Raw genomic sequence first — 22,655 nt, 5'->3', positions numbered from 1 at the left:
CTATTTTTCATAAAATTTTCTTAATAAAAGTTTATGAGCCCCAGTGCGATCTTGTTCATAATTATCGGTTACTTCGCTGTATTGATCCTTATTTCCTATTTCACCGGAAAAGATGATAGTAATGATGTTTTCTTCAAAGCTAAAAGACAGTCGCCTTGGTATGTTGTAGCCTTCGGGATGATTGGCGCATCACTTTCGGGTGTTACTTTTATTTCAGTACCCGGGCTTATTGGAGCAGAACAATTTTCTTATATGCAGGGTGTTTTCGGATTCTTTTTTGGATACATCTTCATTCTAACCGTATTAATACCGTTGTACTACCGACTAAATGTAACCTCTATTTATCAATATTTAGAACAACGCTTCGGATTGGTAAGCTATAAAACTGGTGCATTTTTCTTCCTATTATCTAGAGTTACTGGTGCCTCTTTTCGCTTATTTCTAGTGGCCTTAGCCATGCAGTATATCGTTTTTGAACAAATAGGTGTTCCGTTTTGGGTAACGGTAGTTATTTCGATAGTATTGATTTGGTTGTATACGAATAGAGGCGGAATTAAAACCATAGTTTGGACAGACACTTTGCAAACACTGGCTATGCTAGTATCGGTTGTTGTGGCGATCTTTCTTATCAATCAACAACTAGATTGGTCTTATACTGATTTTCTGTCTTCGGATGAATTTAAAGAAAAGGGGAAACTGTTCTTTTTTGACGACCCTAATTCAAAAATATATTTCTGGAAATATTTTATTGGCGGCATTTTTATTGCGATCGCAATGACCGGTTTAGACCAGGACATGATGCAAAAAAATCTCACTTGCAAAAATCCAGCAGATGCTAAAAAGAATATGTTGAGTATGGCAACGCTCTTAGTGATTGTTAACTTTATCTTTTTATCATTAGGAGCACTTATATTTATTTATGCCGAAAAGTTCAATATTGCTATCCCGGTTTTAGATGGACGCGTAAGAACTGATTTGCTTTTCCCTGAAATTGCCATGAATCAAGGTTTAGGAAAAGGGCTGGCAATAACATTTTTAATTGGGCTTATTGCAGCGGCCTATTCGAGTGCAGATAGTGCGTTAACCTCCTTAACCACCTCTTTTAGTGTTGACTTTCTGAATATTGAAAACAAACCAAAAGAAGCACAAAAACCCCTTCGGAAGAAGGTTCATATTTTTGTTTCGATCACCTTAGTATTAGTGGTATTACTTTTTAATATGTTAGACGGCAGTGTCGTTAGCAATCTGTTTAAGTTTGCTACATTTACTTATGGTCCGTTACTAGGCTTGTTTGCCTTTGGCATCCTCACTAAATATAAAATCAAAGACCAATTTGTATGGATCGTTGCTTTAATATCGATTACATTAACCTTCGTGATTAGTTCTTTGCCAGAAAGTATTATTGGATCTTATGTATTCCACTGGGAAATACTACCCCTTAATGGCTTAATAACGTTTTTAGGATTACTATTAATTTCAAAAAAATCTAGTACTGATTAGTACCGAGTAATACTAAGGTACACGCTACTTCAAAAGCAATATTGTTGTCTTTGAGAATTTGATATAATTCTGGGTTTTCTGTACCAGGATTAAAAATAACGCGTTTAGGATTTAAGCTAATTATATAATCATAGTAGGCTTCCTGTCTTTTCGGGTTAAGATATAAGGACACTGTATCGATGTCTTCGTAATTCTTCAATTCTGTATCAATTACGACATCTCTAACCTCACCAGGTTTAATACCAAATGCAACCACATCGTGCTCATTATTGAGTAATCTGTGTATTGCTATGTTAGAATAGCGCTCGGGTTTCAAAGAAGCACCTAACACTAGAGTTTTTTTATTCATATGTTAAAAAAATGTTAAGGGATGTTAAATCAAGTAACATGATGTAAAAATAGTCGTCTAGAGATAAAGAAACTATCAATCAATCAAAAAACAATCAAAAATGAAGCATTTTGCCTTAATGCTTATTATGGTATTCTCTACCATTTTAGGTGCACAACCAGAATCAAATTCAGAAATTAAAAACGGTTCCATTTCAGGTCGTGTTCTAGATGCAGAACTCAACGAACCACTACCTTATGTGAATATCATTGTAAAAGATGCAGCCGATAAAGTAATTACCGGTGGAATTACCAATAGTGATGGTACATTTACCATTAAAAAGATTCCTGAGGGCTCTATTAAAGTTGAAATCACCTTTATAGGATATAAAACTATAGTACGTCAAGAAACTATAGGAAAAGGAAACTACGACATCAATATGGGTGATATTCGTTTGGCAGAAGACGACACGGCACTTGATGAAGTAACAGTGGTTTCAGAAACGTCTACAATTCAACAGAAAATAGATCGAAGAGTTATCAACGTTGGAAAAGATCTTACCACTTCGGGCCCGACAGCTTCAGAGATCATGAATAACATCCCAACCGTTAACGTTGACCCACAAACAGGCGATATTGCCCTTAGAGGAAATCAGAACGTTCAGGTGATGGTAGACGGTAAATTGTCTAATATTCCTGCGGCACAATTATTACGTCAAATTCCTTCAACCTCTATTAAACAAATTGAGCTGATCACCAATCCATCGGCAAAATATAATCCTGATGGAATGAGTGGAATTATCAATATTATCCTTCACAAGAACATCAATGTTGGATTTAATGGTAATGTTAATTTCGGATTAGGCTATCAATTAGAACCAAAGTTCAATAGTTCTATTGATATGAACTACAGAAATAACAAGCTGAATTTCTACGGAAGCTATGGTAACAATATCGCCGAGAATCAAAACTTTATCTTTCTAAATCAAGTAGACACAGGTATCAATCAAGAAATTGATCTCTTAGATGAACGTAATTCGCACCTATTCAAATTTGGTGTTGATTACTATATTAATGAGAAGAATACCTTTTCTGTTTTCACTAATCAGAACATATTTGATGGTGGCGCTTTAGGACAAACCTTTTTAATGTTTCAAGATCCGGCGGACGATCAACTTCAGGTGATTGACAATACCAATGAGAACATGAGTCAGCAATATAATGTGAATTATAAGCTAGATTTTGACAAAGAAGGTCATAACATAGAGCTCGAGGCTGATTTCAATATTTTTGATAATGACGTTGAGACTTTCAACCGTTTTACTGGTGCAAATGTTCGACCTAATTTCGATGAATTCACCGACACTGAACGCGATCGTACTACACTAAATCTTGATTATGTGAATCCGTTGTCTGAAACTGCCAAAATCGAAGCTGGTTTACAAGCGAGGATATTTAATACAGATCTGAATTATAATTCTGATGCGAGAGTTCAGGATGAATTTGGGAATTTCATTCCTACAGAAACATCATTCGACTATGAGCGAAATATCTATTCAGCTTATGTAAGTTATAGTAAGCAGCTTGAAAAATGGTCGTACCAACTTGGTTTAAGAGCTGAAACGGTGAATGTAACAACCTTTGCTGTTGATACTAATCTGTCTAATAACACATCAACTGAGTTTCCTTTTGAAAATGATTATACTCAGGTGTATCCTTCAGCATTCGTAACTTATAACCCTTCTGAAAAGAATTCGTATCAGTTCAGTTTTAGCCGTCGTGTAGATCGACCAGGTGTTGGACAAGTAAATCCAATTCCGGAATTTAATACGCCATTGATATCTCAGTTTGGTAATCAGGAATTAGAGCCACAATTTACCAATTCACTTGAAGCTAACTACACCAGAAATCTTGAAAAAGGTAGCATCACTGCAGGTGTTTTTTATAGACTGATCGAAGATGAAATAAATCAAGGTGTATTTGTTGATCGTGCAGCATTAGGCTCTGGACGTGTGATCTTAAGAATCGATAATTTTGATAATACATCTGCCTACGGTGTAGAGATTTCAAGTAACTACAGACCAACAAAATGGTGGAGTTTTAATGCTAGTTTTGATTTGTACGGGCGTACGCAACGTGGATTCGCAGAAACTTTAGACCCAACGATTCCTAATCCAACAGAAAATGATATTGAGATCAATAATACAGAAGTAGACAACCTTATTCTCAACTTTAGAGTATTCAACAATTTCAAGGTGACTAAGAAACTATCGCTTTCGGCATTTGCCATGTATCGTGGTAAGGACACAGGCTTAAACTTTGAAGTTGATCCGTTTTACTTTGTGAATCTTGGTTTACGCTATAGTTTCCTTGAAGAAAACAGAGCAACATTTAGCTTAAACTTTAATAATGTATTTGATACTCAGGAAATCAACATTTTAAGTGAACGACCATTTAGACAAGAAGCAGAGTTTATTCCTGAATTCAAAACCATCTTTGCTAGTTTATCCTATCGTTTTGGTGGTGGAAAGTACCGTGCGAAGTCTCGTAAGAATAGAGATAATGATGAAAAATCTGGTGCAGGCTTCTTATAAAAAAGTGTTAAATCCACTATTGAAACTGTCACAAACTACGCATTTGATAGTCTTTATAGTGTAGAAGATAGCTTTAATATTTAATAGTTTGCATAAATAGTTGATGGTTAGTGTTAATGTTTAACTATTAGATAAGAAAACCCGAAACGCTCGTTTCGGGTTTTTGTTAAATAGGCGTTAAAAATGTTAATGTTTGAAATAAAACTAAGGCTTCTACGTCTAAGTTAATGAGATAAGTTTTAAGTAATAGTTATTATAAGATTTATGTTTTATAATAAAGTGTTAGTTAAAGTTGGTTAATAGCTGAAAAGCCCGGACAATATAGTTGTTCGGGCTTTTTTATTAGCTTATTTCTTTCACATGATTTGCTTAACCTTCTGATTCAATCTGCTCTGGCATAAGTCTTAAGAACTAATCGATAAAACATAGTGTCAAAATCATGTGCGTTTTCCAATAAGAATGTTGTTAAGATAAGGTACTCTTCATTTAGTTCAGTAATGGATAAAATATTAGAATCGTAACTCAGAGATTCTAAATAATCTTTGGGTAAAGCCTTAATAATATTTTCATCTAGAACTGGATATTGCTTTTCGTTATATTGGATAGTGACATTTCCGATCATATTAGTTTTTAAAATCCATTTGCCTTCTACCGTTTTACCATCAGAACTTTGAGAATAATAGTGATCAGCTCCAAAAACAAGTGAATCTTGTACAATTAGATTAGTAGAATCTCCATTAATACGCTTTACACTTTTTATTTTCCATTTTCCAACTAATAATTTTGAAATGGTCGCACTGTCTTTTTTTATGAAAAGTTCTTTACGCATATCATCCACAAGATGAGGACTCAATGAGTCTAAATTTGAGCTTAAATTACTTTTTAATATGACTTTCCCATTAGGATTTAAGGAATCATAGACAACAATTATATCCTCTGGATCAGTTTGTCCGAAGAAGACAAAAACATTAAAAAAGGTGAGTAAAACTATAAATTTTTGCTTCATCAAATTGTGATTTTTACGCGTCAATAACCAGAGTCATATAGTCTTTTTCCAAAGTATTTTATTGATCGCCTTGCTACAATTAATACAATAAACATAGGTGAAAACATTGGAAAAATAATCCAATCTAAAGATAGAAATAAAGCATCTAATAAACCGCCAAAGATGGCAAAAATCAAGATCATAATTAACATTAATGGTCCTCCTAAACTTGAAAAACCATAATAATTACTCATAAATTGTCCAATTTCATAAAAATATGAATCATATAAAGAATACGCTGAATCTTTGTTGAATTCAGTACTTCTGTAGGCCTTTAAATATTCTAGTAGTTTTTTCTTTATCCTAATTTCTCCTAACTCCTGGAGCTTTTTATTCCTTTTTGGATTATCCTTCGGATGATCGATAAGGTGGTATATAATATTTTTTATTGAACGATGATTGAAGTACTTTTTTTGTTCAGTATCTAATTCTGCATATACCCTTAGAAACTCCTCCTTTATCAATATATCTAAATTGTCGCCTTCAAGCATTTAAGACAAGATTTTTAGCTATTTTATAAAGAAGTAATACTTACCACTTAATAATAGCACTACCCCAAGTAAAGCCACTACCAAATGCTGCTAAAACCACATTGTCACCTTCCTTGATCTTGCCTTCTTCCCAAGCTTCAGTTAGAGCAATCGGAATAGATGCCGCAGTAGTATTTCCGTAGCGCATTATATTGTTGTAAACCTGATCATTGCCTAGACCAAATTTCTTTTGAATAAACTGTGATATTCTCAAATTCGCCTGATGTGGAATTAACATATCAATATCCTCCTTTTGAAGATTATTCGTTTTCAAGCCTTCAATAATGGCCTCACTAAAACGCACAACAGCATGCTTAAAAACAAACTGACCATTCATATACGGATAGTAAGACACGTCTTCCGGATCATTGTCTTCCATAATGGCATCAACCCAACGCCCTGTGCTCGGTCCTTCAAGAGATAACTCTTTAGCATGTTTTCCTTCAGAATGTAAATGTGTAGACAGTATACCTTTACTATTATCTTCTTCCCTACTCAATACAGCAGCACCTGCACCATCACCAAAAATTACGGTAACACCTCTACCACGTGTAGAACGCTCTAATCCACCAGAGTGATTTTCACTTCCTATAACCAAGACATTTTTATACATACCAGTTTTAATGAATTGATCTGCTACAGATAGCCCATAAATAAATCCAGAGCACTGATTACGAACATCAATAGCTCCAATGGTATCCATTTCTAAAAGCTCTTGTACACGTACGCCACCTCCAGGAAAATACATATCGGGACTCAAGGTTGCAAAGACTATAAAATCAATATCGTCTTTGGTTAAACCGGCACGTTCTATGGCTATTTTAGCAGCTTTGGCTCCCATAATAGATGTCGTGTCATCACTTGTTTCTGGATCGATCCATCGACGTTCTTTTATACCTGTTCGTTCCTGGATCCACTCATCACTAGTATCCATCCAAACCTTCAAATCATCATTAGTTACGACATTTTCTGGGACGTACTTTCCCAATCCTGTAATTCTCGAATTGTACATGTTTATAATAATAGTTAGGACAACAAATTTAACCCATTTCCGTCTAATCCTAAATCAATTCGTTATGCACGCATAACAAACTATAAACACTTCAAATTTGATATAATTTTAACAATAGTATCACAGCTTCGACCTTTAATTTTGAGTATCTTCAAGCCACTAATCAATTATCTTCTATTATATGAAATCATTAATCAATTTATTTGCAATGCTTTTTATTCTGAATAGCTATGCACAGCAAAGTCTAAAGTACCAAATGCCATCTGATGAGATATTAGAATTGGCCGATGTTGAACTCGCACCTGGTGTTCAAATTGACAGTAAAGGTGATCATATGGTACTGCTCTACCGTAATCAATATAAATCAATTCAAGAGCTATCCGAAACCGAAATGCGCTTAGCCGGATTGCGGATTAATCCTGTTACGAACATTGGAAGTAGAACCAATTACATTACCAATATCAAGGTTAAGAAGATTGAAGATAAAGACGCTACGCAAGTTATGGGTTTACCAGACAATGCCCGATTATCAGGTTTTAGTTGGTCGCCAGATGAAAGCAAGATCGCTTGCTTAAACACCACCGCAACTGGTGTTGAGGTGTGGGTATTAGATGTGGCAACAGCCAAAGTCACCAAACTTACAGATGCAACCGTAAATGCCAATATGGGAAGTACCATCAATTGGTTTAAGGACAATAAGAGTCTTTTGGTTAAAATGTTACCTGCCGATCGTAAGGCTTTGATCAATACGGCTAGCGCTGTACCTACTGGCCCGACCGTTTCTGTTAGTGATGGTGCCAAAGCACAGAACAGAACTTACCAAGATCTTTTAAAAACACCTAATGACGAATTCAACTTTGAACAGCTTGCACGTTCTGAAATAAAGAAAGTGTCTATAGATGGTAATATTGAAGATTATCTCCCAGCCGATATGTACCGCGGCATTAGTTTCTCACCTGACGGAAATTATGTGATGATCACAAGAATTATGCGTCCATTCTCATACATTGTTCCTTACAGCAGATTTCCGAATGAAAGTAATATGTATTCCGCAAGCGGGAAGAAAATCAAAACTGTAAACGAGGTTCCTCTAGATGAAGTAAGACCAAAAGGTTTTATGTCTACACGCATGGGGAAACGAAATATGACCTGGAGAGGCGACCGTTCTGCAACCCTAGTTTGGGCTGAGGCTTTAGATAATGGAGACCCAGAGGTTAAGGTAGATTACAGAGATGTCGTTTATGAACTGAATGCTCCGTTTGATGGAAAGCAAAAAGAAATTCTAAAAACAAAGCAGCGTTTTTCTGGAATTCAGTGGGGTGACGATAATCATGCCATTGCTTACGACTACTGGTGGAATACAAGAAATCTAAAGACTTATTTGTTTAATCCTTCAAATGGAGAAGCCAAAATAATTTCAGATAGAAACTATCAGGATGTTTACAGCGATCCTGGAAATTTTGTGAATTCTAAAAATGAATATGGCCGTTATTCCTTAACCATGAATGGTGATAAAGTCTATTTAATGGGTGATGGCTATTCCAAAGAAGGTCAATTCCCATTCATTGACGAATACAACATTAAAACTGGCAAAACAAAGCGCCTTTATCAATCTGAATATACCGACAAACTCGAAAGTCTGTATTCGGCAATCGATATGAAAAAAGGAGAAATCTTAGTTAGAATTGAGTCTAAAAAGGAATATCCTAATTACTACATAAGAAACATTAAGAAAAATAACCTTACTGCCATCACAGAGTTTGAAAATCCATTCAAAAGTTTAGAAGAGGTCGATAAACGTGTTATTTCATATAAACGTGAAGATGGCTTAGACTTAGACGGTACCTTATACCTTCCACTCGATTATGAAGAAGGTAAAAAATATCCGATGATTCTTTGGGCATATCCACGTGAATATAAAGACAAGTCTAGTGCTTCTCAAAGTACTTCAAATCCAAATGAATTTGTGTATCCGTATTGGGGGTCGCCTATTTACTGGGTCACCAAAGGATATGTAGTTTTAGATGATGCAGCATTCCCAATTGTAGGTGAAGGTGACGAAGAGCCAAATGATTCTTTTAGAACTCAGCTTGTTGCAAACGGCAAAGCTGCTATTGACGCTGTAGATAATCTCGGTTATATTGACAGAGAAAAAGTAGCTGTTGGAGGACATAGTTATGGCGCCTTTATGACGGCGAACTTGTTGTCGCATTCAGATTTATTCGCTGCAGGAATCGCTCGTAGTGGAGCTTATAACCGAACCTTGACGCCTTTTGGTTTCCAAAGTGAAGAACGCAGTTATTGGGAAGCACCTGAAATCTATTACAATATGTCGCCATTTATGCATGCTGATAAGATGAAAACACCATTACTTTTAATCCATGGTGTGGCTGATAATAATTCAGGGACTTACCCTCTACAAAGTGAACGTTACTTTAATGCCTTAAAAGGTTTAGGAGCACCAGTGCGACTAGTAATGCTACCTAAGGAAAGTCACGGTTATAGAGCAAAAGAATCGATTATGCACATGCTTTGGGAGCAAGATCAATGGCTAGACAAACATGTAAAAAACAAAACAAAAAAGGAAGAAAAAATCCAGAAGGAAGAAACCATCAAGAATTAATCTCAATATAATTGTTATTAAAACCACTCAAAAATTGAGTGGTTTTTTTATGCCATCTTGTCACAATATTCGCCTTGGTATTTTATTTGAAATATCTCATTTCAGAATAAAACAACATCATTAACGCAATTTCTGCCTGTGCAGGAATGACAAAAATTACATAAAATGACAAAAGGAAGTATTAACGTATCGGTAGAGAATATCTTTCCGTTAATTAAAAAGTTCTTATACAGTGACCACGAGATCTTTCTGCGTGAATTGATCAGTAACGCTACAGATGCGACACTTAAACTTAAACATTTAACAAGCATTGGCGAATCGAAATCTGATTATGGTACGCCTAAGATCGAAGTGAAAATCGATAAAGAAGGTAAAAAACTTCACATTATCGACCAAGGACTTGGGATGACGGCTGAGGAAGTTGAAAAATACATCAACCAAGTCGCTTTTTCTGGTGCTGAAGAATTTTTGAACAAGTATGATGAATCTGCTAAAGATGCCGGAATTATTGGTCATTTTGGACTAGGTTTCTACTCGGCTTTTATGGTAGCAGATAAGGTTGAGATCATTACCAAGTCGCACACAGATGCTCCGGCAGCTCACTGGACTTGTGATGGTTCTCCAGAATTTACACTAGACGAAGCAGATAAAACTGAAAGAGGAACTGAAATAATTCTACATATTTCAGAAGGTGAAGAAGAATTTCTTGAAGAATCTAGGATTAGAGAATTGTTGACCAAGTACAACAAGTTCATGCCTATCCCAATTAAATTTGGTAATAAGGAAATCAATGATCCAGAGCACGAACCACAAACAATTACAGATGAAGATGGTAAAGAAACCACAGAACCTCAGCGTAAAATTACGGTGGATGATATCATCAATAATCCAAATCCTGCTTGGACTAAACAACCTGCAGACCTCGAGGAAGACGATTATAAAAACTTCTATCGCGAGCTCTATCCAATGCAGTTTGAAGAGCCATTATTCAATATTCACTTAAATGTTGATTATCCGTTCAATCTTACTGGGATCTTATATTTCCCGAAGATGACAAACGATCTGAATATGCAAAAGGATCGTATTCAACTCTACCAAAATCAGGTTTTTGTAACCGATAATGTGGAAGGTATTGTTCCTGAATTTTTAACCATGCTACGCGGTGTTATCGATTCACCAGATATTCCATTGAACGTGTCGCGTTCTTACCTTCAGGCTGATGGAAATGTAAAGAAGATCTCTTCATACATTACGCGTAAAGTTGCCGATAAGTTGAAATCTCTTTTCAATACTAATCGCGAGGATTTCGAACAGAAATGGGACGACATTAAAATCGTGATCGAATACGGTATGCTTTCCGAAGAAAAATTCTTTGAAAAAGCAGATGCCTTTGCACTTTACCCAACGGTGGATGGTAAATATTACACTTTTGAAGAATTAACAAATGCTATCAAAGCCAAGCAAACGGACAAAGACGATAAAATGGTGATTCTTTATGCGGCTAATAAAGATGAGCAACACAGCTATATTCAAGCAGCTAAAGACAAAGACTACGAAGTGCTTCTGTTAGATTCACCTATTGTTAGTCACTTAATGCAAAAGCTAGAATCGACAAAAGAAAACATAACTTTTGCTCGTGTAGATGCTGACCATATTGATAATCTTATCAAAAAGGACGATACTACAATTTCAAAATTATCTGATGATGAAAAAACCAAGTTAGATGAATTATTGAAAGAGGTAGTGCCGTCTGAAAAGTTCATGGTGCAATTAGAGGCCATGGATAGTAATGCATCGCCATTTATGATCACGCAGCCAGAATTTATGCGTCGTATGAAAGAAATGCAACAAACTGGTGGTGGTATGTTTGGTATAGGCCATATGCCAGAGATGTACAACTTGGTGGTTAATACAAATCATGAACTGGTAAGCGAAATATTAAACACTAAAACAAGGAAAAAGCAAGAACGTTTAATAAATCAAAGTTTAGACCTGGCACGTTTATCGCAAGGGTTGCTTAAAGGTGAGGAACTCACTAACTTCATTAAACGTAGTTATGATATGATTAAATAGACTTGAGATTAGAAACTTGAGATTTGAGATAAAAAGCCACTTTATAAAAAGTGGCTTTTTTGTTAAAATCGAATACGTTAAAATCTTCAGAAAGAATTGGAAAACATATTATTATTCTTAGCTTTACGATAGGAACCCTTAGGAATTGTCTAGTAAAATTTATATCTGTTAAATTAATTTAACACTGGCTATTAATGGAATTAATTAAAAGGGGGATTAATCACTTTTCTCAAAAAACACTCGCAACTTTATTAGTCATTCTAACCATAATCCTTTTTTGGTTGGTATATATTATTTCAGTAAAATTTGAAATACCCATAAGGTATTTTACTGCAGACCCACTGTCACTATTCGATGTAAACCCTCTGATTGGTGTAGTGTCTAATATTGGAATATTACTATGGTGCGCAACTACCGCCGTACTTCCTTTTACATTTATTCTTGTTATAGAAAAGGTGAGCAGCAAACAAATATCATTCTTATTATATGTTGCTGTAATAACGGGACTTTTGCTACTCGACGACTTTTTCATGTTCCATGATCGAATTTTATTATCACTAGGAATACATGAATTGGTTATGTATGGCATTTATGCGCTACTATTTGGTATATTAATAATCCGGGTTTTACAAAATTTTACTTTCAGCTCGCTTCAAATTCGCTCTAATTATTGCATTTATCTCATTTGGAAGTTCTGTTTTGATAGATCTTCTTATTGAAGGAGAAGTCTTTAGAATTCTACTAGAAGACGGATTCAAATTCTTGGGCATTGTTTGCTGGTCAATGTTTTACATTTTTTATTGTGTTAGCCTTGTACAAAGGCATATAAAATAAGTAAATAAGCGATCCTTCAACAAGGTAAAACTTACTGGAATGACTAAGCTATCGTAAAAACCATTTGCTTATTTGAATTCCTGAAGTTTTTGTAACTTCTTACCAATAAAAACGTCTCATTAAAAACAATCAATCACAATCAATATGAAAACCAAACTTCTTTATTGCTGTATGGCGTTGAGCATGCTTCTTACAGTTTCTATCCAAGCCCAAGATCTCACTCAAAAATTCGATGATATCGTTGCTCAATTTTACGACGCCAATATGCCAGGTGCTACCATTCTAGTTGCCAAAGATGGAAAACCGATTTACAGAAAAGCTGTAGGTAAAGCAAATTTAGAATACAATATTGATATGATTCCTGAGAATGTATTCATGCTTGCATCGATCACAAAACAGTTTACCGCTGTTTCAATTTTAATGCTCGAAGAACAGGGAAAACTAAGTATGGATGACCCAATTACAAAGTTTATCACAGATTATCCAACCAATGGGAAGACCATAACTGTGCATCAATTATTAAACCACACTTCTGGTATAAAAAGTTACACAGGAATTGGGAATTTAGTAGAAGTTGCAAGAAAAGATATGACGCTCGATGAGCTTATCGATTATTTCAAAAATGAACCCATGGATTTCAATCCTGGCGACAACTATAGTTACAATAACTCTGGCTACGTATTGTTAGGAAAAATCATTGAAATACTCTCTGGTGAAACTTATGAAGACTATATCGAAAAAAATATTTTTGAACGATTAGGCATGTCGAATTCTAGATATGGCAGCAATCGCGAACTCATAAAAAATAGAGCCATGCCTTATGAACAAGGGCCGGATGGTTATGTAAATGCCAACTATTTAAGTATGACGCTTCCTCATGCCGCAGGTGCCTTAGTGTCTACAGTTGATGATATGCTTAAATGGCAAAATGCTTTGAGAAATAACACCTTAATAAGTGCTGAAACTTTTAGCAAAGCCATTAAAGGATCTAAACTTAATAATGGCGAGTATATCGACTATGGCTATGGTCTTGGCGAATTAAACTTAAGAGGTTCTAAGGGCTATACACATAGCGGTGGAATATTCGGAACATCTACCAATGGCATTTACCTTATGGAAGAAGATGTATATGTTATTGGTCTTAGTAATTGCAGTTGCAACGATATCGGAGCACTGACTCAAAATATTGCTGCAGCAGCGATAGGAAAGCCTTTTCCATCAATGAAAGATGTTGTAAAACTATCTGAAAATCAACTAAAGCAATGGGAAGGTGCTTACCAATTTGAAGACGGCGCTATCAGACACATATTTTTCCAAGATGGCGGACTGAAAAGTATGAGAGAATCTGAAACCAATACGGTATTCGATATATTCCCGCTTTCTGAAAACCGTTTTATGTTTGAAGAAGGTACCATTGAATATAAATTTTCAAAAACAGCTGACGGTAAAAAACAGGCGATTTTTATTACAGACACTGAAAACATCGGTAAAGAAACTAATAAAGAAATGCCAAAAGCAAGAGAAGAAATGAAGCTTTCAAACGCTATTTTAAAGCAGTATGTTGGTAATTACGAGTTAGCACCAAACTTCTTTGTTGAAGTGACGGTTGATGGCAGTCAGATTTTTGCGCAAGCTACCGGACAAGGTAAATTCGAGCTCTTTGCTGAAAGCGAGACTAAATTCTATGCAAAGGTTACGGCACTCACAGTAACCTTTAATAAGAATAACGCCAATGAAGTTGAAAGTTTTACACTCGATCAGGGTGGACAACAAACCAATGCAAAAAAAATAGAATAACTCTTTTCTAAAATTTTTACCTAACCATTTGTATATCAGATGGTTTTTTTAGTTTTTATAGCGTTTCAACTAACTTTTTGTGACGCCTATCGAATTTAACTTTTATCCTTCAAGAGATTTGAGTAATTTAAAGTGGCTACAAAATCAGACGTCGTGCGCTCGGACAATTCTAAAATAAAAGAGATCTTTAAAACGCTCAATTTTAATGAGAGTGAGATCAAGATTATTGAGAATGTTTTTCATAAGGTAGTAGTAAAAAAAGGCGATATTTTGTTAAGACCTGGCGACGTGGTTGACTCTCATTATTATATTCTGGAAGGATGCCTCAGAACTTTTCATATAGACAGTCAAGGTAAAGAATATACCGTTCAATTTGGGATTAAAGATTGGTGGATCAGCGATTATACGGCCTTTTTTACAGGTGAAAAAGCTATCATGACGGTCGAAGCTTTGGCCGATTCCACCATTTATAGAATTAACAGAAGTGATAAAGAGGCTTTATATGATCAAATTCCGAGAATAGATCGGTTTTTCCGGATTAAACTTGAGCGTGCATTTGCAGCATTTCAAAAGCGTATACTTGCCGGAATATCTCAAACAGCGTCCGACCGTTATATCCATTTTATGAAAACCTATCCTCAAGTAGAAAAGTATCTAAAAAACTACCATATTGCCTCCTATCTTGGTATAACTACCGAAAGTCTTAGTAGAATTCGTAAAGAATTATCTGAACAATAGATTTCTTAACATACATCAATTTTTGAACGGGATAATAGTTTTAATTTTGAATCCCTAACATGATTAATTTAAGTCCCTTTTAGGATTAATAGCTAAATGGCGCAAGTTGAGAAAACTTGCGCTTTTTTTTTAACTTTAGAATCTAAAGCCAATCCAGATGAAAAAGTTAAATTCTCGACGATCATTCATTAAAAAAAGTACGCTTGCTGGCATTGCATTACCATTACTCGGAAGTAGTCTCATCGGTTGTAAATCGGACACAAAACCTAAATCTGATACAAATACTTCAATCAACAAAAAACTAAGTATCCTCATTCTTGGAGGTACTAGCTTTTTAGGACCTCATCAAATTGCCTATGCCCTATCTAGAGGTCATAAGGTGAGCACATTTACGAGAGGGAAAACAAAACCGCGGGTACATGCTGATCTTTTCGATCAGGTTGAACAACTTGTTGGCGATCGTGAAAACGATCTTACCGCACTTGAAAATCGAAAGTGGGACGTAGTAATTGATAATTCTGGTAGGAAGGTAAGTTGGACTAAAGCCACTGCCAATCTATTAAAAGATAATGTTGGCATGTATATGTATACCTCATCTACAGGTGTTTATTATCCGTATCTATCTGGAGAAATTTCCACCAAAACAGAAGTGGCTTTGGAAGTTCCTGAAGATCTAACTGAAGATGAAAAATACGAAATGGATTATGGCGTAATGAAGGCCAATTCTGAACTAGAAGCTATTAAGGCGTTTGGAGAAGAACGCACTGTTGTTATTCGTCCGACTTATATGCTTGGTCCGGCAGATCGCACCGATCGCTTTATCCATTGGCCTGTGCGTCTAGCAAAAGGCGGGCAACATTTAATTCCTGGAAAAGCCGAAGATCGCGTTCAATATATCGATGTTAGAGATGTTGCTGAGTGGTTTATTCGATTGGCAGAAAACAAGCAATCTGGGACCTTCAATGGTGTTGGACCGAAGGATGTTCAAACTATGGAACAATTTGTTGATGAGGCTGCAAAATCATTCAGTCCAGCTGTAAATTCAACTTTTGTTTTGGTTGATGACTATGATTTTTTACGCGAGAACAATATCCTCTACTCTATTCCATGGGTTATGGCTGACAAGGCTCATTTTGGTTCGGCTAAAATTGCTAACGCGAAATCTATCGAAGCCGGATTAACCTTTAGATCATTGAATACCACTGTAACTGACACTTTAAAATGGTGGAACTCTGATCAGGTTGACCCTGAACGTAAACAAAAATTTAATAGCAACCTCGAAGCCATGCTAATAAAAGAAAAGAAAATATTGGCCGAATGGGGCAATCGAAATTCTTAAATCAAAGCCTCAATAAATGAAAATTGTATCCACAAATATTGCACAACCTAGAACATTTATTTGGCAGGGTCAAGAAATTACAACAGGTATATATAAAAAACCAACGGAGGTGCCTATCTACCTTGGTAAGGAGGATGTTAAAGGCGATATCGTGGCTGATAGACGTGTGCACGGTGGAGAATTCAAAGCTTGTTATTTATTTTCTTTGAACCATTATCCGTATTGGCAAAACTTATACCCTAATCTTGATTGGACTTATGGTATGCTCGGCGAAAATCTCACGGTTGAAGGCCTAGACGAAAAATCAATTTTTGTTGGAGACATTTTTAAGGTTGGTGAAGCAACTGTGCAAGTTACCATACCAAGAGAACCTTGCTTTAAGTTTGCTTATAAATTTAATTCTGATGACGTCTTACAACAATTTATTGATCATGGTTATCCTGGCACTTATGTTAGAGTCCTTAAAAACGGTAAAGTAGAAGTAGGTGACGAATTTCAGCTTTTAGAAAAATCAAAAGACAGTATCTCCATTTTTGATTTTTTCAAACTGCTATTTTCTGAAGAAAAAAATAAAGACCATATCACGATTTTACTAAACAATAAAAACGTTCCTGAAAGACTTAAAAAGCGTTTAAGATTTTTTGCTAAATAACATCGGTTCCATATGCCAGCCAAATACAATAAAATAGGAATTAACTATAATCAAACACGCAAGGCAGATCCCTATTTAACCGAACAACTAATTAAACATCTCAATCCAAAGAATGATGGTTTGTATTTAGATATTGGTTGCGGTACAGGAAATTACACCATTGCTCTGTGGAAAAAAGGGTTTCATTTTATTGGCATAGACCCATCCATTGAGATGCTTCAGAAGGCACAACTCAAAAACAAAGACATCAAGTGGCACATCGGAACCGCTGAAAAAACAGGTTTAACTGAAAATAGTGTAGATGGTATTATTGCCACTTTGACCATTCATCACTGGAGGAATTTATCGAGAGCATTTTCAGAGTTGGCTTATGTCTTAAAACCTGTAGGTAAGGTGGTAATCTTTACTTCTTCGCCTATTCAGATGGAAGGTTATTGGTTGAATCATTACTTTCCGAAGATGCTGAAAGATTCGATATTACAGATGCCTTCAATAGATAATGTGCTAGCAGTATTGCATTCGGCTGGGTTCAAACTGAAAGCTAAGGAAAAATATAACATTAAACCAGATCTTAAAGATCAATTTCTGTACTGCGGAAAGCACAATCCAGAGCTTTATTTCGATGAAAATATACGACGTGGTATTTCATCTTTTAGCGCCTTATCTAACAAAGAAGAGGTTGAAACAGGCTTAGAAAATCTGCGTTCAGATATAGACTCTGGGAAGATCGAAAAGGTTATTAAGAACTACGAAAATGATAAAGGTGACTACCTTTATTTGATTATTGAAAAGTCATAGCGCAATACGATTGGAAACAAAGTGCTCCTAACCAAAACAGTGAATGGTTAGAAACACCTCTTTAATGTAAATTTTGGTTAACGCTTAATATGAATATAATCCTCGCCAAATCTTACAATTCCATGAATGGTATTTACCTGAATCTTATTCGGGTCTGCACTAGATCCAAAATTCATCATGAACGTTGATTTGTTTTCTCTGCTCGGTGCAATTTCAGTGGTAACGCCTAAATAAAAATGAACCGTGTTGTGACCGAAAGTAGCCAGTTGATATTTCATGTTTTGAGGAAAAAATATATTGATCTTAGAATACTCAGTATCCATTAAAGCCTTATCAAAATTTAGGGTCCAATTATATAACCAATATTGGCTATTAAAGTCATTAATTATGGTCTTTGTCCCAACCTCTCCAATTTCAATTTTTGAAAATTCTGAATTGATCTTGGCCTCTTTGATACGACCAATTTTTCCACCATTAACATTCTTCAATTCATAAACACCTCCTACAAGAGATTCAGCTTCAAAATGCACATTGTCCATTTGAACAAAATTGAAGGTATTGGTAAGTGCCTTAGCCTTGAAGTTACCTTGTTTCGATGTAACTACCAATTCATTCTGAACATCGTTTCTAAAGTAAATACCAGAGTTCTTCGACTCGATATTCAACTTTACAAATGGCGGGATCTTAATAACAAATTGACTTCGCATTATTTTTACATTGCCCTTTCTTATAGCCGATAGATTGCCATCTTTATCCATTTTCTTAAACTTACCATTAAGGTATTTTAACGGATCTTCAGCCCAATTAGATCGGTTGTTTTTCCTGATCTCTGTGAGCAATGAATCTGTAGATTTTCTGTAAACAGTATCACTTCGCTTTCCGAAAAGGTCGTCTTCCATATACAAACCATGTTCTGAGGTAAGGGCAAAACTTTGAAACGAAATTTGGCTCATACTGTTAGCCTTTAATGTAATTGTACTGCCGCTCTTTTTAATGTCTGTTTCTATGCCATCAAGTTTTTCTCTAATGGCCTTTTTTGAATAGCCATCAAACTCTAAAGCATAATCAAAATGAATCTTACCATCAGTAGACTCTTCGATAGCAAGGTAAATATTTTCGATATCTAGCTTTACCGTAGAATTCTTATCAAGATCTATACTTTCCTTTAATATTTGATTTCGCTGAGCTAAAGCAGGTGCTGATGTGATTAAGATCAGCAATAGGTAATTAAATAGTGATTTCATTTTGTTCCTTTTTTTGATTTAAAATATTGATGTGTTCTTGTATATCTTGTAAAATTTGAAGTCGTGTTTGTAGGTTGTCTACTAGTGCTTCAATAATTTCAATATTATTTGCATCATTTTGAAACTGTGCAGCAATTTCCTGATAATCAGCATCTAGTTCATTTAAACGCTTTTTAAATCTGGCAACTAGGGCTTCATCATTGGCAACAGCAACAAAACTCTGCCATTCTTTTTCAATATCTTTAAGGTATTGGTCTTCAACCGCTTTAATTTGAGAAATAACTGGTGGTTCTACTTCATTTGGTTGTTTGTAGAATTGACTATATCCAATGGCTAATGCAATGATCACCGTAGCCGCAACTCTAATCCAAATTATATAATTGGAATTCTTTTTAGGCTGACTCTTAAGCTTCTCTAAAAACTCAGCTCGGTGATCGTCTGGGAGTGTTTTTAGATCCTCCTCATTGGTAAATAAATCTCTAATATCCTGCTTCATCATATGTTGATTTTAGTATAGCTCTAAGGTTTGTCTTTCCGCGCCTCAACTGCGTTCGGGATGTTTTCACGGGTATTTTCAAAATCTCTGAAATCTCTTGGTGGTCGTAACCTTCAATGAGGTATAATTTTACCACGATCTTGTGTTTTGTATTGAGTTGTTCAATGGCGTCTAGGATTTGATTTTTTGTAATTGAGTTATCGAAAGTCCAGTCGTCATCTTCAATTATATTTAGCGTTTCTAAGCCATCATTACTAAATTCGACCTTGCGTTTTTTTAAGGCATCAAGGGACTGATTGATCACAATTCGCTTTAACCAGGCACCAAAACTAGAATGGGGTTGGTAACTTTTAATATTCAAAAAAGCTTTCAAAAAACCTTCTTGCATTACATCTTTTGCTTCTTCTTCATTTTTTACATACCGACAAGCAATTGTAAACATGGCCTGTGCATAGTTATCATAAAGCTGCATCTGTGCTAATCGATTTCCTTTTTTACAGGCTTTAATTAAACGATCTTGTTGGTTTTGCATTTAGTATGATGGGTCTCTTTGTAATTAAAAACGAAAGAATTTCAAAAGGGTTTCAAATTTTGAAAAATAAGTTGAAATTAATTGAATATCATTAACTTTAGACTAAAATAAAATAGCCATAACTTATGAGTCAAGATCATAATAATCCAGCTTTCAAAAAACTACTTCAAAAATTACAAGAAGAAAGCTGGCAATTAGAATTACTTATTTCTGGTTTTGCCATTTTCGGTCTATTTACTGCTTTTCCACATATAACCATTGCAGCGAAAGCTGCACAGAATGATGGAAAAATATACTCCTGGATTATTTTAATGGTGGTGTTGGTTTCTTGTGCTATTCTAATATTTAACCTTTTGCTCCATGTTGTATTAAGGGGATTGTGGATTGGTGCACTGGGATTGCGGTACGTCTCTGGCGATATTGATTATGACGAGCTCAATTATAGTGAGAAGTTCACCAAATACTTAAAAAAGAAAGTAGGTTCTTTTGACAGATATATTGCCAAATTAGAGAATTACTGTAGTATCATTTTTGCAATATCCTTTATGCTCATTTTTTATGTGTTGGCCTTTACATTTACCATAATCAGCATTGTTGTAATAGCCAGGTTATTTTTAGATGATAGTTCTAGGATCATTGAAAATGATGCTATTAGTTACTGGATCGGAATACCTTTGATGTTGTTCTTTGTAATTGGAATGCTATTTACATTTCTCGATTTCTTAACCTTGGGTTGGTTTAAGAAAAAGAAATGGTTAAGCAAGATCTATTTCCCCGTATATTGGGTATTTAGTAAAATAACTTTGGCCTTTTTATATCGTCCTCTTGTGTATAATTTCTTAGATAACAAATTTGGAAGACGCGTCAGCATGGCATTAGTACCTATTTATGTTTTAATCCTTGTAGGTGCAAGTTTAAGGTATAAAACTTCAAATTATTTCAATGGTGAACTATCCTCAAATAGTATCATTGCTAGCAATGAAAATTACGAAGACATGCTAGATGAAGACGATTTTATCGATAATGTAGCTATTGAATCTAAAGTAATTAAAGACAAATACATGAAAGTCTTTATGGTATTAGATGATGATTTTGATGATTATGTGTTTTCATTTAATAAAGGACTAAAACCTGAAAAAGATATTAGAGGTTTAGATTCGGATGTGTTTGTCATGAACAGCCTTTCATGGAATCAGCGCGATAGTTTACGAAGAGCCTATGTTAAAACCCTAAATGAGATCTTTACAGTACGAATTGATTCGGTTAAATTCGATTCTGAATTTATAGTAAGTAGAAGTATTAAAAACCAAAAAGGATTTGAAACCTATGTTGGCTTGAAAAATCTCACAGAAGGCAAACATTTATTGCATGTAATGCGCAAGCGTATTAGGAAACAAGACACACAAAACTGGTATTATGAGTCTATTCCGTTTTGGTATTTCCCGAATTAATAAGACAATCGACTATTAAAATATTGCTTCAATATCGGAATCTGTACCGTCACCATAATCGCTAAAAACACGATGGCATACATTAAGGTATTTGAAACGTCTAAAGAAACATTTTCAAAGAGATTAAATGAAACGTCTGGTAAGTTGTAACGCTCAACAAGGCTAGTCCCCTCGCTTGGTTTACCCAATAAAATATTTCCCACTAAAGTTGCAAAACCAGCGGCAAGTAACCACCATATATATTTTGGAATAAGAGGTTTGTAGACCGTAACTTCAGAATTCGAAAGGGCTTCAACCTTTGCCATAACCTTATCAGTAAAATCTGCAGGTGCCGTTTCAAGCGAATCAGCTTGCATTAATTTATTTACCAGATCCTCAATTCTTTTATCATCCTTTTCCATAATTCAACTTTTTTTGTGGTTGTAAATATTGCTCTAAAATAACAGCGAGTTTTTTTCGAGCTCTAAAAAGCTTCACCTTTACAGTGTTGGCTTCAACGTTTATTATTTTTGAGATCTCCTCTAAAGATAACTCTTCAAAATAAAATAGCGTTAATAAGGCACTACTATCTTCGGGCAACTTATTAATACACTTTTTTATCAGATCTCTTTTTTCTTCATTTATAATATGGTCTAATGCATTATCGATAGTTTCCAACTTATTAAATGTGTACTCATCAATAGCTACATTATTTAAATGCTTCTTATTCTTCTTTATGGTATCTAAGCAGGTATTGTATGCTACTTTATATATCCAGGTTGAAAACTTAGAGTCGCCTTTAAATTTGTGTAAGGACTTAAAAACCTTAATAAAGGTATCTTGTGCAACCTCTTCTGCCTCTTCCCTATGCTTCAGCATACGCAAAGCTAAGGTATATACCAAATCCTTATAACGGTCAACTATTTGCGCATAGGCCTTAGTATCGCCATTATTAATTGCATTGATTAATATAGTATCGTCGTTGGTGGTCATGTTGATATTAAGACGACATATAATTACTTTAGGTTACAAAACAGGCGAAAAAAATTTTTTTTGAAAAAATTGTAACCTAAATAAAAAACACGTCGTCA

Annotated in this window: 20 protein-coding genes; 10 read left to right on the top strand and 10 right to left on the bottom strand. The window is 35.1% G+C overall.

Annotated features, from left to right (window positions below):
- Nucleotides 1–33: 33 nt before the first annotated feature.
- The gene (locus DDY94_RS09010; protein ID WP_111683781.1) at nucleotides 34–1,500 is read left to right on the top strand and encodes a sodium:solute symporter; all 1,467 of its coding nucleotides are present in this window, start codon (nucleotides 34–36) and stop codon (nucleotides 1,498–1,500) included.
- Here the strand turns inward: DDY94_RS09010 and DDY94_RS09005 are convergent.
- The gene (locus DDY94_RS09005) at nucleotides 1,487–1,849 is read right to left on the bottom strand and encodes a CoA-binding protein (RefSeq protein WP_111683780.1); all 363 of its coding nucleotides are present in this window, start codon (nucleotides 1,847–1,849) and stop codon (nucleotides 1,487–1,489) included. The genes DDY94_RS09010 and DDY94_RS09005 overlap by 14 nt on opposite strands.
- 100 nt (nucleotides 1,850–1,949) lie before the next feature.
- Between DDY94_RS09005 and DDY94_RS09000 the strand changes: the two genes are divergently transcribed.
- Nucleotides 1,950–4,421: a TonB-dependent receptor domain-containing protein gene (locus DDY94_RS09000; protein ID WP_111683779.1), complete on the top strand. Its 2,472-nt coding sequence runs from the start codon at nucleotides 1,950–1,952 to the stop codon at nucleotides 4,419–4,421.
- Nucleotides 4,422–4,803: 382 nt separating this feature from the next.
- Here the strand turns inward: DDY94_RS09000 and DDY94_RS08995 are convergent, their stop codons facing one another.
- The 3 genes from DDY94_RS08995 to DDY94_RS08985 are packed head-to-tail and all read right to left on the bottom strand — an operon-like array spanning nucleotide 4,804 to nucleotide 7,008.
- Entirely contained in the window at nucleotides 4,804–5,427 is a 624-nt protein-coding gene (locus DDY94_RS08995) for a hypothetical protein (protein WP_157957283.1), read from the bottom strand.
- Nucleotides 5,428–5,447: 20 nt separating this feature from the next.
- Nucleotides 5,448–5,957, bottom strand: coding sequence for a hypothetical protein (locus DDY94_RS08990; protein ID WP_111683777.1), 510 nt, complete (start codon nucleotides 5,955–5,957; stop codon nucleotides 5,448–5,450).
- 40 nt (nucleotides 5,958–5,997) lie between these two features.
- A complete protein-coding gene (locus DDY94_RS08985) occupies nucleotides 5,998–7,008 on the bottom strand; it encodes a 3-oxoacyl-ACP synthase III family protein (RefSeq protein ID WP_111683776.1) in 1,011 nt (336 codons plus the stop codon).
- A gap of 181 nt (nucleotides 7,009–7,189) precedes the next feature.
- Here DDY94_RS08985 and DDY94_RS08980 point away from each other — a divergent pair, with 181 nt between their 5' ends.
- Nucleotides 7,190–9,631, top strand: coding sequence for an alpha/beta hydrolase family protein (locus DDY94_RS08980; protein WP_111683775.1), 2,442 nt, complete (start codon nucleotides 7,190–7,192; stop codon nucleotides 9,629–9,631).
- Nucleotides 9,632–9,796: 165 nt separating this feature from the next.
- Nucleotides 9,797–11,704: a molecular chaperone HtpG gene (gene htpG / locus DDY94_RS08975; RefSeq protein ID WP_111683774.1), complete on the top strand. Its 1,908-nt coding sequence runs from the start codon at nucleotides 9,797–9,799 to the stop codon at nucleotides 11,702–11,704.
- Nucleotides 11,705–11,933: 229 nt separating this feature from the next.
- Here htpG and DDY94_RS16125 read toward each other — a convergent pair whose 3' ends face one another.
- Nucleotides 11,934–12,293 (bottom strand): hypothetical protein, encoded by a 360-nt coding sequence (locus DDY94_RS16125; protein WP_198658937.1) that lies wholly within the window; start codon nucleotides 12,291–12,293, stop codon nucleotides 11,934–11,936.
- Nucleotides 12,294–12,682: 389 nt separating this feature from the next.
- On the opposite strand from DDY94_RS16125, the gene DDY94_RS08965 reads away from it, so the two are divergent.
- From DDY94_RS08965 to DDY94_RS08945, 5 genes are all read left to right on the top strand, one after another.
- Nucleotides 12,683–14,335, top strand: a complete 1,653-nt coding sequence (locus DDY94_RS08965; RefSeq protein ID WP_111683772.1) for a serine hydrolase — start codon at nucleotides 12,683–12,685, stop codon at nucleotides 14,333–14,335.
- A 153-nt stretch (nucleotides 14,336–14,488) separates the two neighbouring features.
- A complete protein-coding gene (locus DDY94_RS08960) occupies nucleotides 14,489–15,073 on the top strand; it encodes a Crp/Fnr family transcriptional regulator (protein WP_111684013.1) in 585 nt (194 codons plus the stop codon).
- A gap of 157 nt (nucleotides 15,074–15,230) precedes the next feature.
- Complete coding sequence (locus DDY94_RS08955; RefSeq protein WP_111683771.1) at nucleotides 15,231–16,412, top strand: NAD-dependent epimerase/dehydratase family protein; 1,182 nt, start codon at nucleotides 15,231–15,233, stop codon at nucleotides 16,410–16,412.
- A gap of 16 nt (nucleotides 16,413–16,428) precedes the next feature.
- Nucleotides 16,429–17,064: an MOSC domain-containing protein gene (locus DDY94_RS08950; protein WP_111683770.1), complete on the top strand. Its 636-nt coding sequence runs from the start codon at nucleotides 16,429–16,431 to the stop codon at nucleotides 17,062–17,064.
- Nucleotides 17,065–17,076: 12 nt separating this feature from the next.
- Nucleotides 17,077–17,862, top strand: a complete 786-nt coding sequence (locus tag DDY94_RS08945; RefSeq protein WP_111683769.1) for a class I SAM-dependent methyltransferase — start codon at nucleotides 17,077–17,079, stop codon at nucleotides 17,860–17,862.
- A gap of 77 nt (nucleotides 17,863–17,939) precedes the next feature.
- Here the strand turns inward: DDY94_RS08945 and DDY94_RS08940 are convergent, their stop codons facing one another.
- The 3 genes from DDY94_RS08940 to DDY94_RS08930 are packed head-to-tail and all read right to left on the bottom strand — an operon-like array spanning nucleotide 17,940 to nucleotide 20,134.
- Nucleotides 17,940–19,106 carry a hypothetical protein gene (locus DDY94_RS08940; protein WP_111683768.1) on the bottom strand — a complete coding sequence of 389 codons (1,167 nt, stop codon included), beginning with the start codon at nucleotides 19,104–19,106 and terminating at the stop codon, nucleotides 17,940–17,942.
- On the bottom strand, nucleotides 19,090–19,605 hold the full coding sequence (locus DDY94_RS08935; RefSeq protein ID WP_157957281.1) for a hypothetical protein: 516 nt from the start codon (nucleotides 19,603–19,605) through the stop codon (nucleotides 19,090–19,092). Before DDY94_RS08935 ends, DDY94_RS08940 begins: the two co-directional genes overlap by 17 nt.
- Nucleotides 19,586–20,134 carry an RNA polymerase sigma factor gene (locus DDY94_RS08930; RefSeq protein WP_111683766.1) on the bottom strand — a complete coding sequence of 183 codons (549 nt, stop codon included), beginning with the start codon at nucleotides 20,132–20,134 and terminating at the stop codon, nucleotides 19,586–19,588. Before DDY94_RS08930 ends, DDY94_RS08935 begins: the two co-directional genes overlap by 20 nt.
- A 125-nt stretch (nucleotides 20,135–20,259) precedes the next feature.
- On the opposite strand from DDY94_RS08930, the gene DDY94_RS08925 reads away from it, so the two are divergent.
- Complete coding sequence (locus DDY94_RS08925; RefSeq protein WP_111683765.1) at nucleotides 20,260–21,585, top strand: hypothetical protein; 1,326 nt, start codon at nucleotides 20,260–20,262, stop codon at nucleotides 21,583–21,585.
- On the opposite strand, the gene DDY94_RS08920 is transcribed toward DDY94_RS08925, so the two are convergent.
- Together DDY94_RS08920 and DDY94_RS08915 are read right to left on the bottom strand one after the other, a co-directional pair.
- Nucleotides 21,582–21,986 carry a hypothetical protein gene (locus DDY94_RS08920; RefSeq protein WP_111683764.1) on the bottom strand — a complete coding sequence of 135 codons (405 nt, stop codon included), beginning with the start codon at nucleotides 21,984–21,986 and terminating at the stop codon, nucleotides 21,582–21,584. The two genes, DDY94_RS08925 and DDY94_RS08920, sit on opposite strands and share 4 nt — an antisense overlap.
- Entirely contained in the window at nucleotides 21,973–22,557 is a 585-nt protein-coding gene (locus tag DDY94_RS08915; protein WP_111683763.1) for an RNA polymerase sigma factor, read from the bottom strand. Before DDY94_RS08915 ends, DDY94_RS08920 begins: the two co-directional genes overlap by 14 nt.
- Nucleotides 22,558–22,655: the final 98 nt, after the last annotated feature.

The sequence above is a fragment of the Winogradskyella tangerina genome (genome assembly GCF_003260205.1).
Taxonomy (GTDB): Bacteria; Bacteroidota; Bacteroidia; order Flavobacteriales; family Flavobacteriaceae; genus Winogradskyella; species Winogradskyella tangerina.
This window is presented reverse-complemented; position numbering and strand designations above follow the sequence as displayed.

Excerpts from the sequence above, each read along its gene's own strand:
- DDY94_RS08925 (WP_111683765.1), top strand. The coding sequence starts at position 20,260 with ATGAGTCAAGATCATAATAATCCAGCTTTCAAAAAACTACTTCAAAAA.
- DDY94_RS08930 (WP_111683766.1), bottom strand. The coding sequence starts at position 20,134 with ATGCAAAACCAACAAGATCGTTTAATTAAAGCCTGTAAAAAAGGAAAT.
- DDY94_RS09000 (WP_111683779.1), top strand. The coding sequence starts at position 1,950 with ATGAAGCATTTTGCCTTAATGCTTATTATGGTATTCTCTACCATTTTA.
- DDY94_RS08945 (WP_111683769.1), top strand. The coding sequence starts at position 17,077 with ATGCCAGCCAAATACAATAAAATAGGAATTAACTATAATCAAACACGC.
- DDY94_RS08950 (WP_111683770.1), top strand. The coding sequence starts at position 16,429 with ATGAAAATTGTATCCACAAATATTGCACAACCTAGAACATTTATTTGG.
- DDY94_RS08990 (WP_111683777.1), bottom strand. The coding sequence starts at position 5,957 with ATGCTTGAAGGCGACAATTTAGATATATTGATAAAGGAGGAGTTTCTA.
- DDY94_RS08965 (WP_111683772.1), top strand. The coding sequence starts at position 12,683 with ATGAAAACCAAACTTCTTTATTGCTGTATGGCGTTGAGCATGCTTCTT.
- htpG (WP_111683774.1), top strand. The coding sequence starts at position 9,797 with ATGACAAAAGGAAGTATTAACGTATCGGTAGAGAATATCTTTCCGTTA.
- DDY94_RS08985 (WP_111683776.1), bottom strand. The coding sequence starts at position 7,008 with ATGTACAATTCGAGAATTACAGGATTGGGAAAGTACGTCCCAGAAAAT.
- DDY94_RS16125 (WP_198658937.1), bottom strand. The coding sequence starts at position 12,293 with ATGCCATACATAACCAATTCATGTATTCCTAGTGATAATAAAATTCGA.
- DDY94_RS08940 (WP_111683768.1), bottom strand. The coding sequence starts at position 19,106 with ATGAAATCACTATTTAATTACCTATTGCTGATCTTAATCACATCAGCA.
- DDY94_RS09010 (WP_111683781.1), top strand. The coding sequence starts at position 34 with ATGAGCCCCAGTGCGATCTTGTTCATAATTATCGGTTACTTCGCTGTA.
- DDY94_RS08915 (WP_111683763.1), bottom strand. The coding sequence starts at position 22,557 with ATGACCACCAACGACGATACTATATTAATCAATGCAATTAATAATGGC.
- DDY94_RS08920 (WP_111683764.1), bottom strand. The coding sequence starts at position 21,986 with ATGGAAAAGGATGATAAAAGAATTGAGGATCTGGTAAATAAATTAATG.
- DDY94_RS08935 (WP_157957281.1), bottom strand. The coding sequence starts at position 19,605 with ATGATGAAGCAGGATATTAGAGATTTATTTACCAATGAGGAGGATCTA.
- DDY94_RS08995 (WP_157957283.1), bottom strand. The coding sequence starts at position 5,427 with ATGAAGCAAAAATTTATAGTTTTACTCACCTTTTTTAATGTTTTTGTC.
- DDY94_RS08980 (WP_111683775.1), top strand. The coding sequence starts at position 7,190 with ATGAAATCATTAATCAATTTATTTGCAATGCTTTTTATTCTGAATAGC.
- DDY94_RS09005 (WP_111683780.1), bottom strand. The coding sequence starts at position 1,849 with ATGAATAAAAAAACTCTAGTGTTAGGTGCTTCTTTGAAACCCGAGCGC.
- DDY94_RS08955 (WP_111683771.1), top strand. The coding sequence starts at position 15,231 with ATGAAAAAGTTAAATTCTCGACGATCATTCATTAAAAAAAGTACGCTT.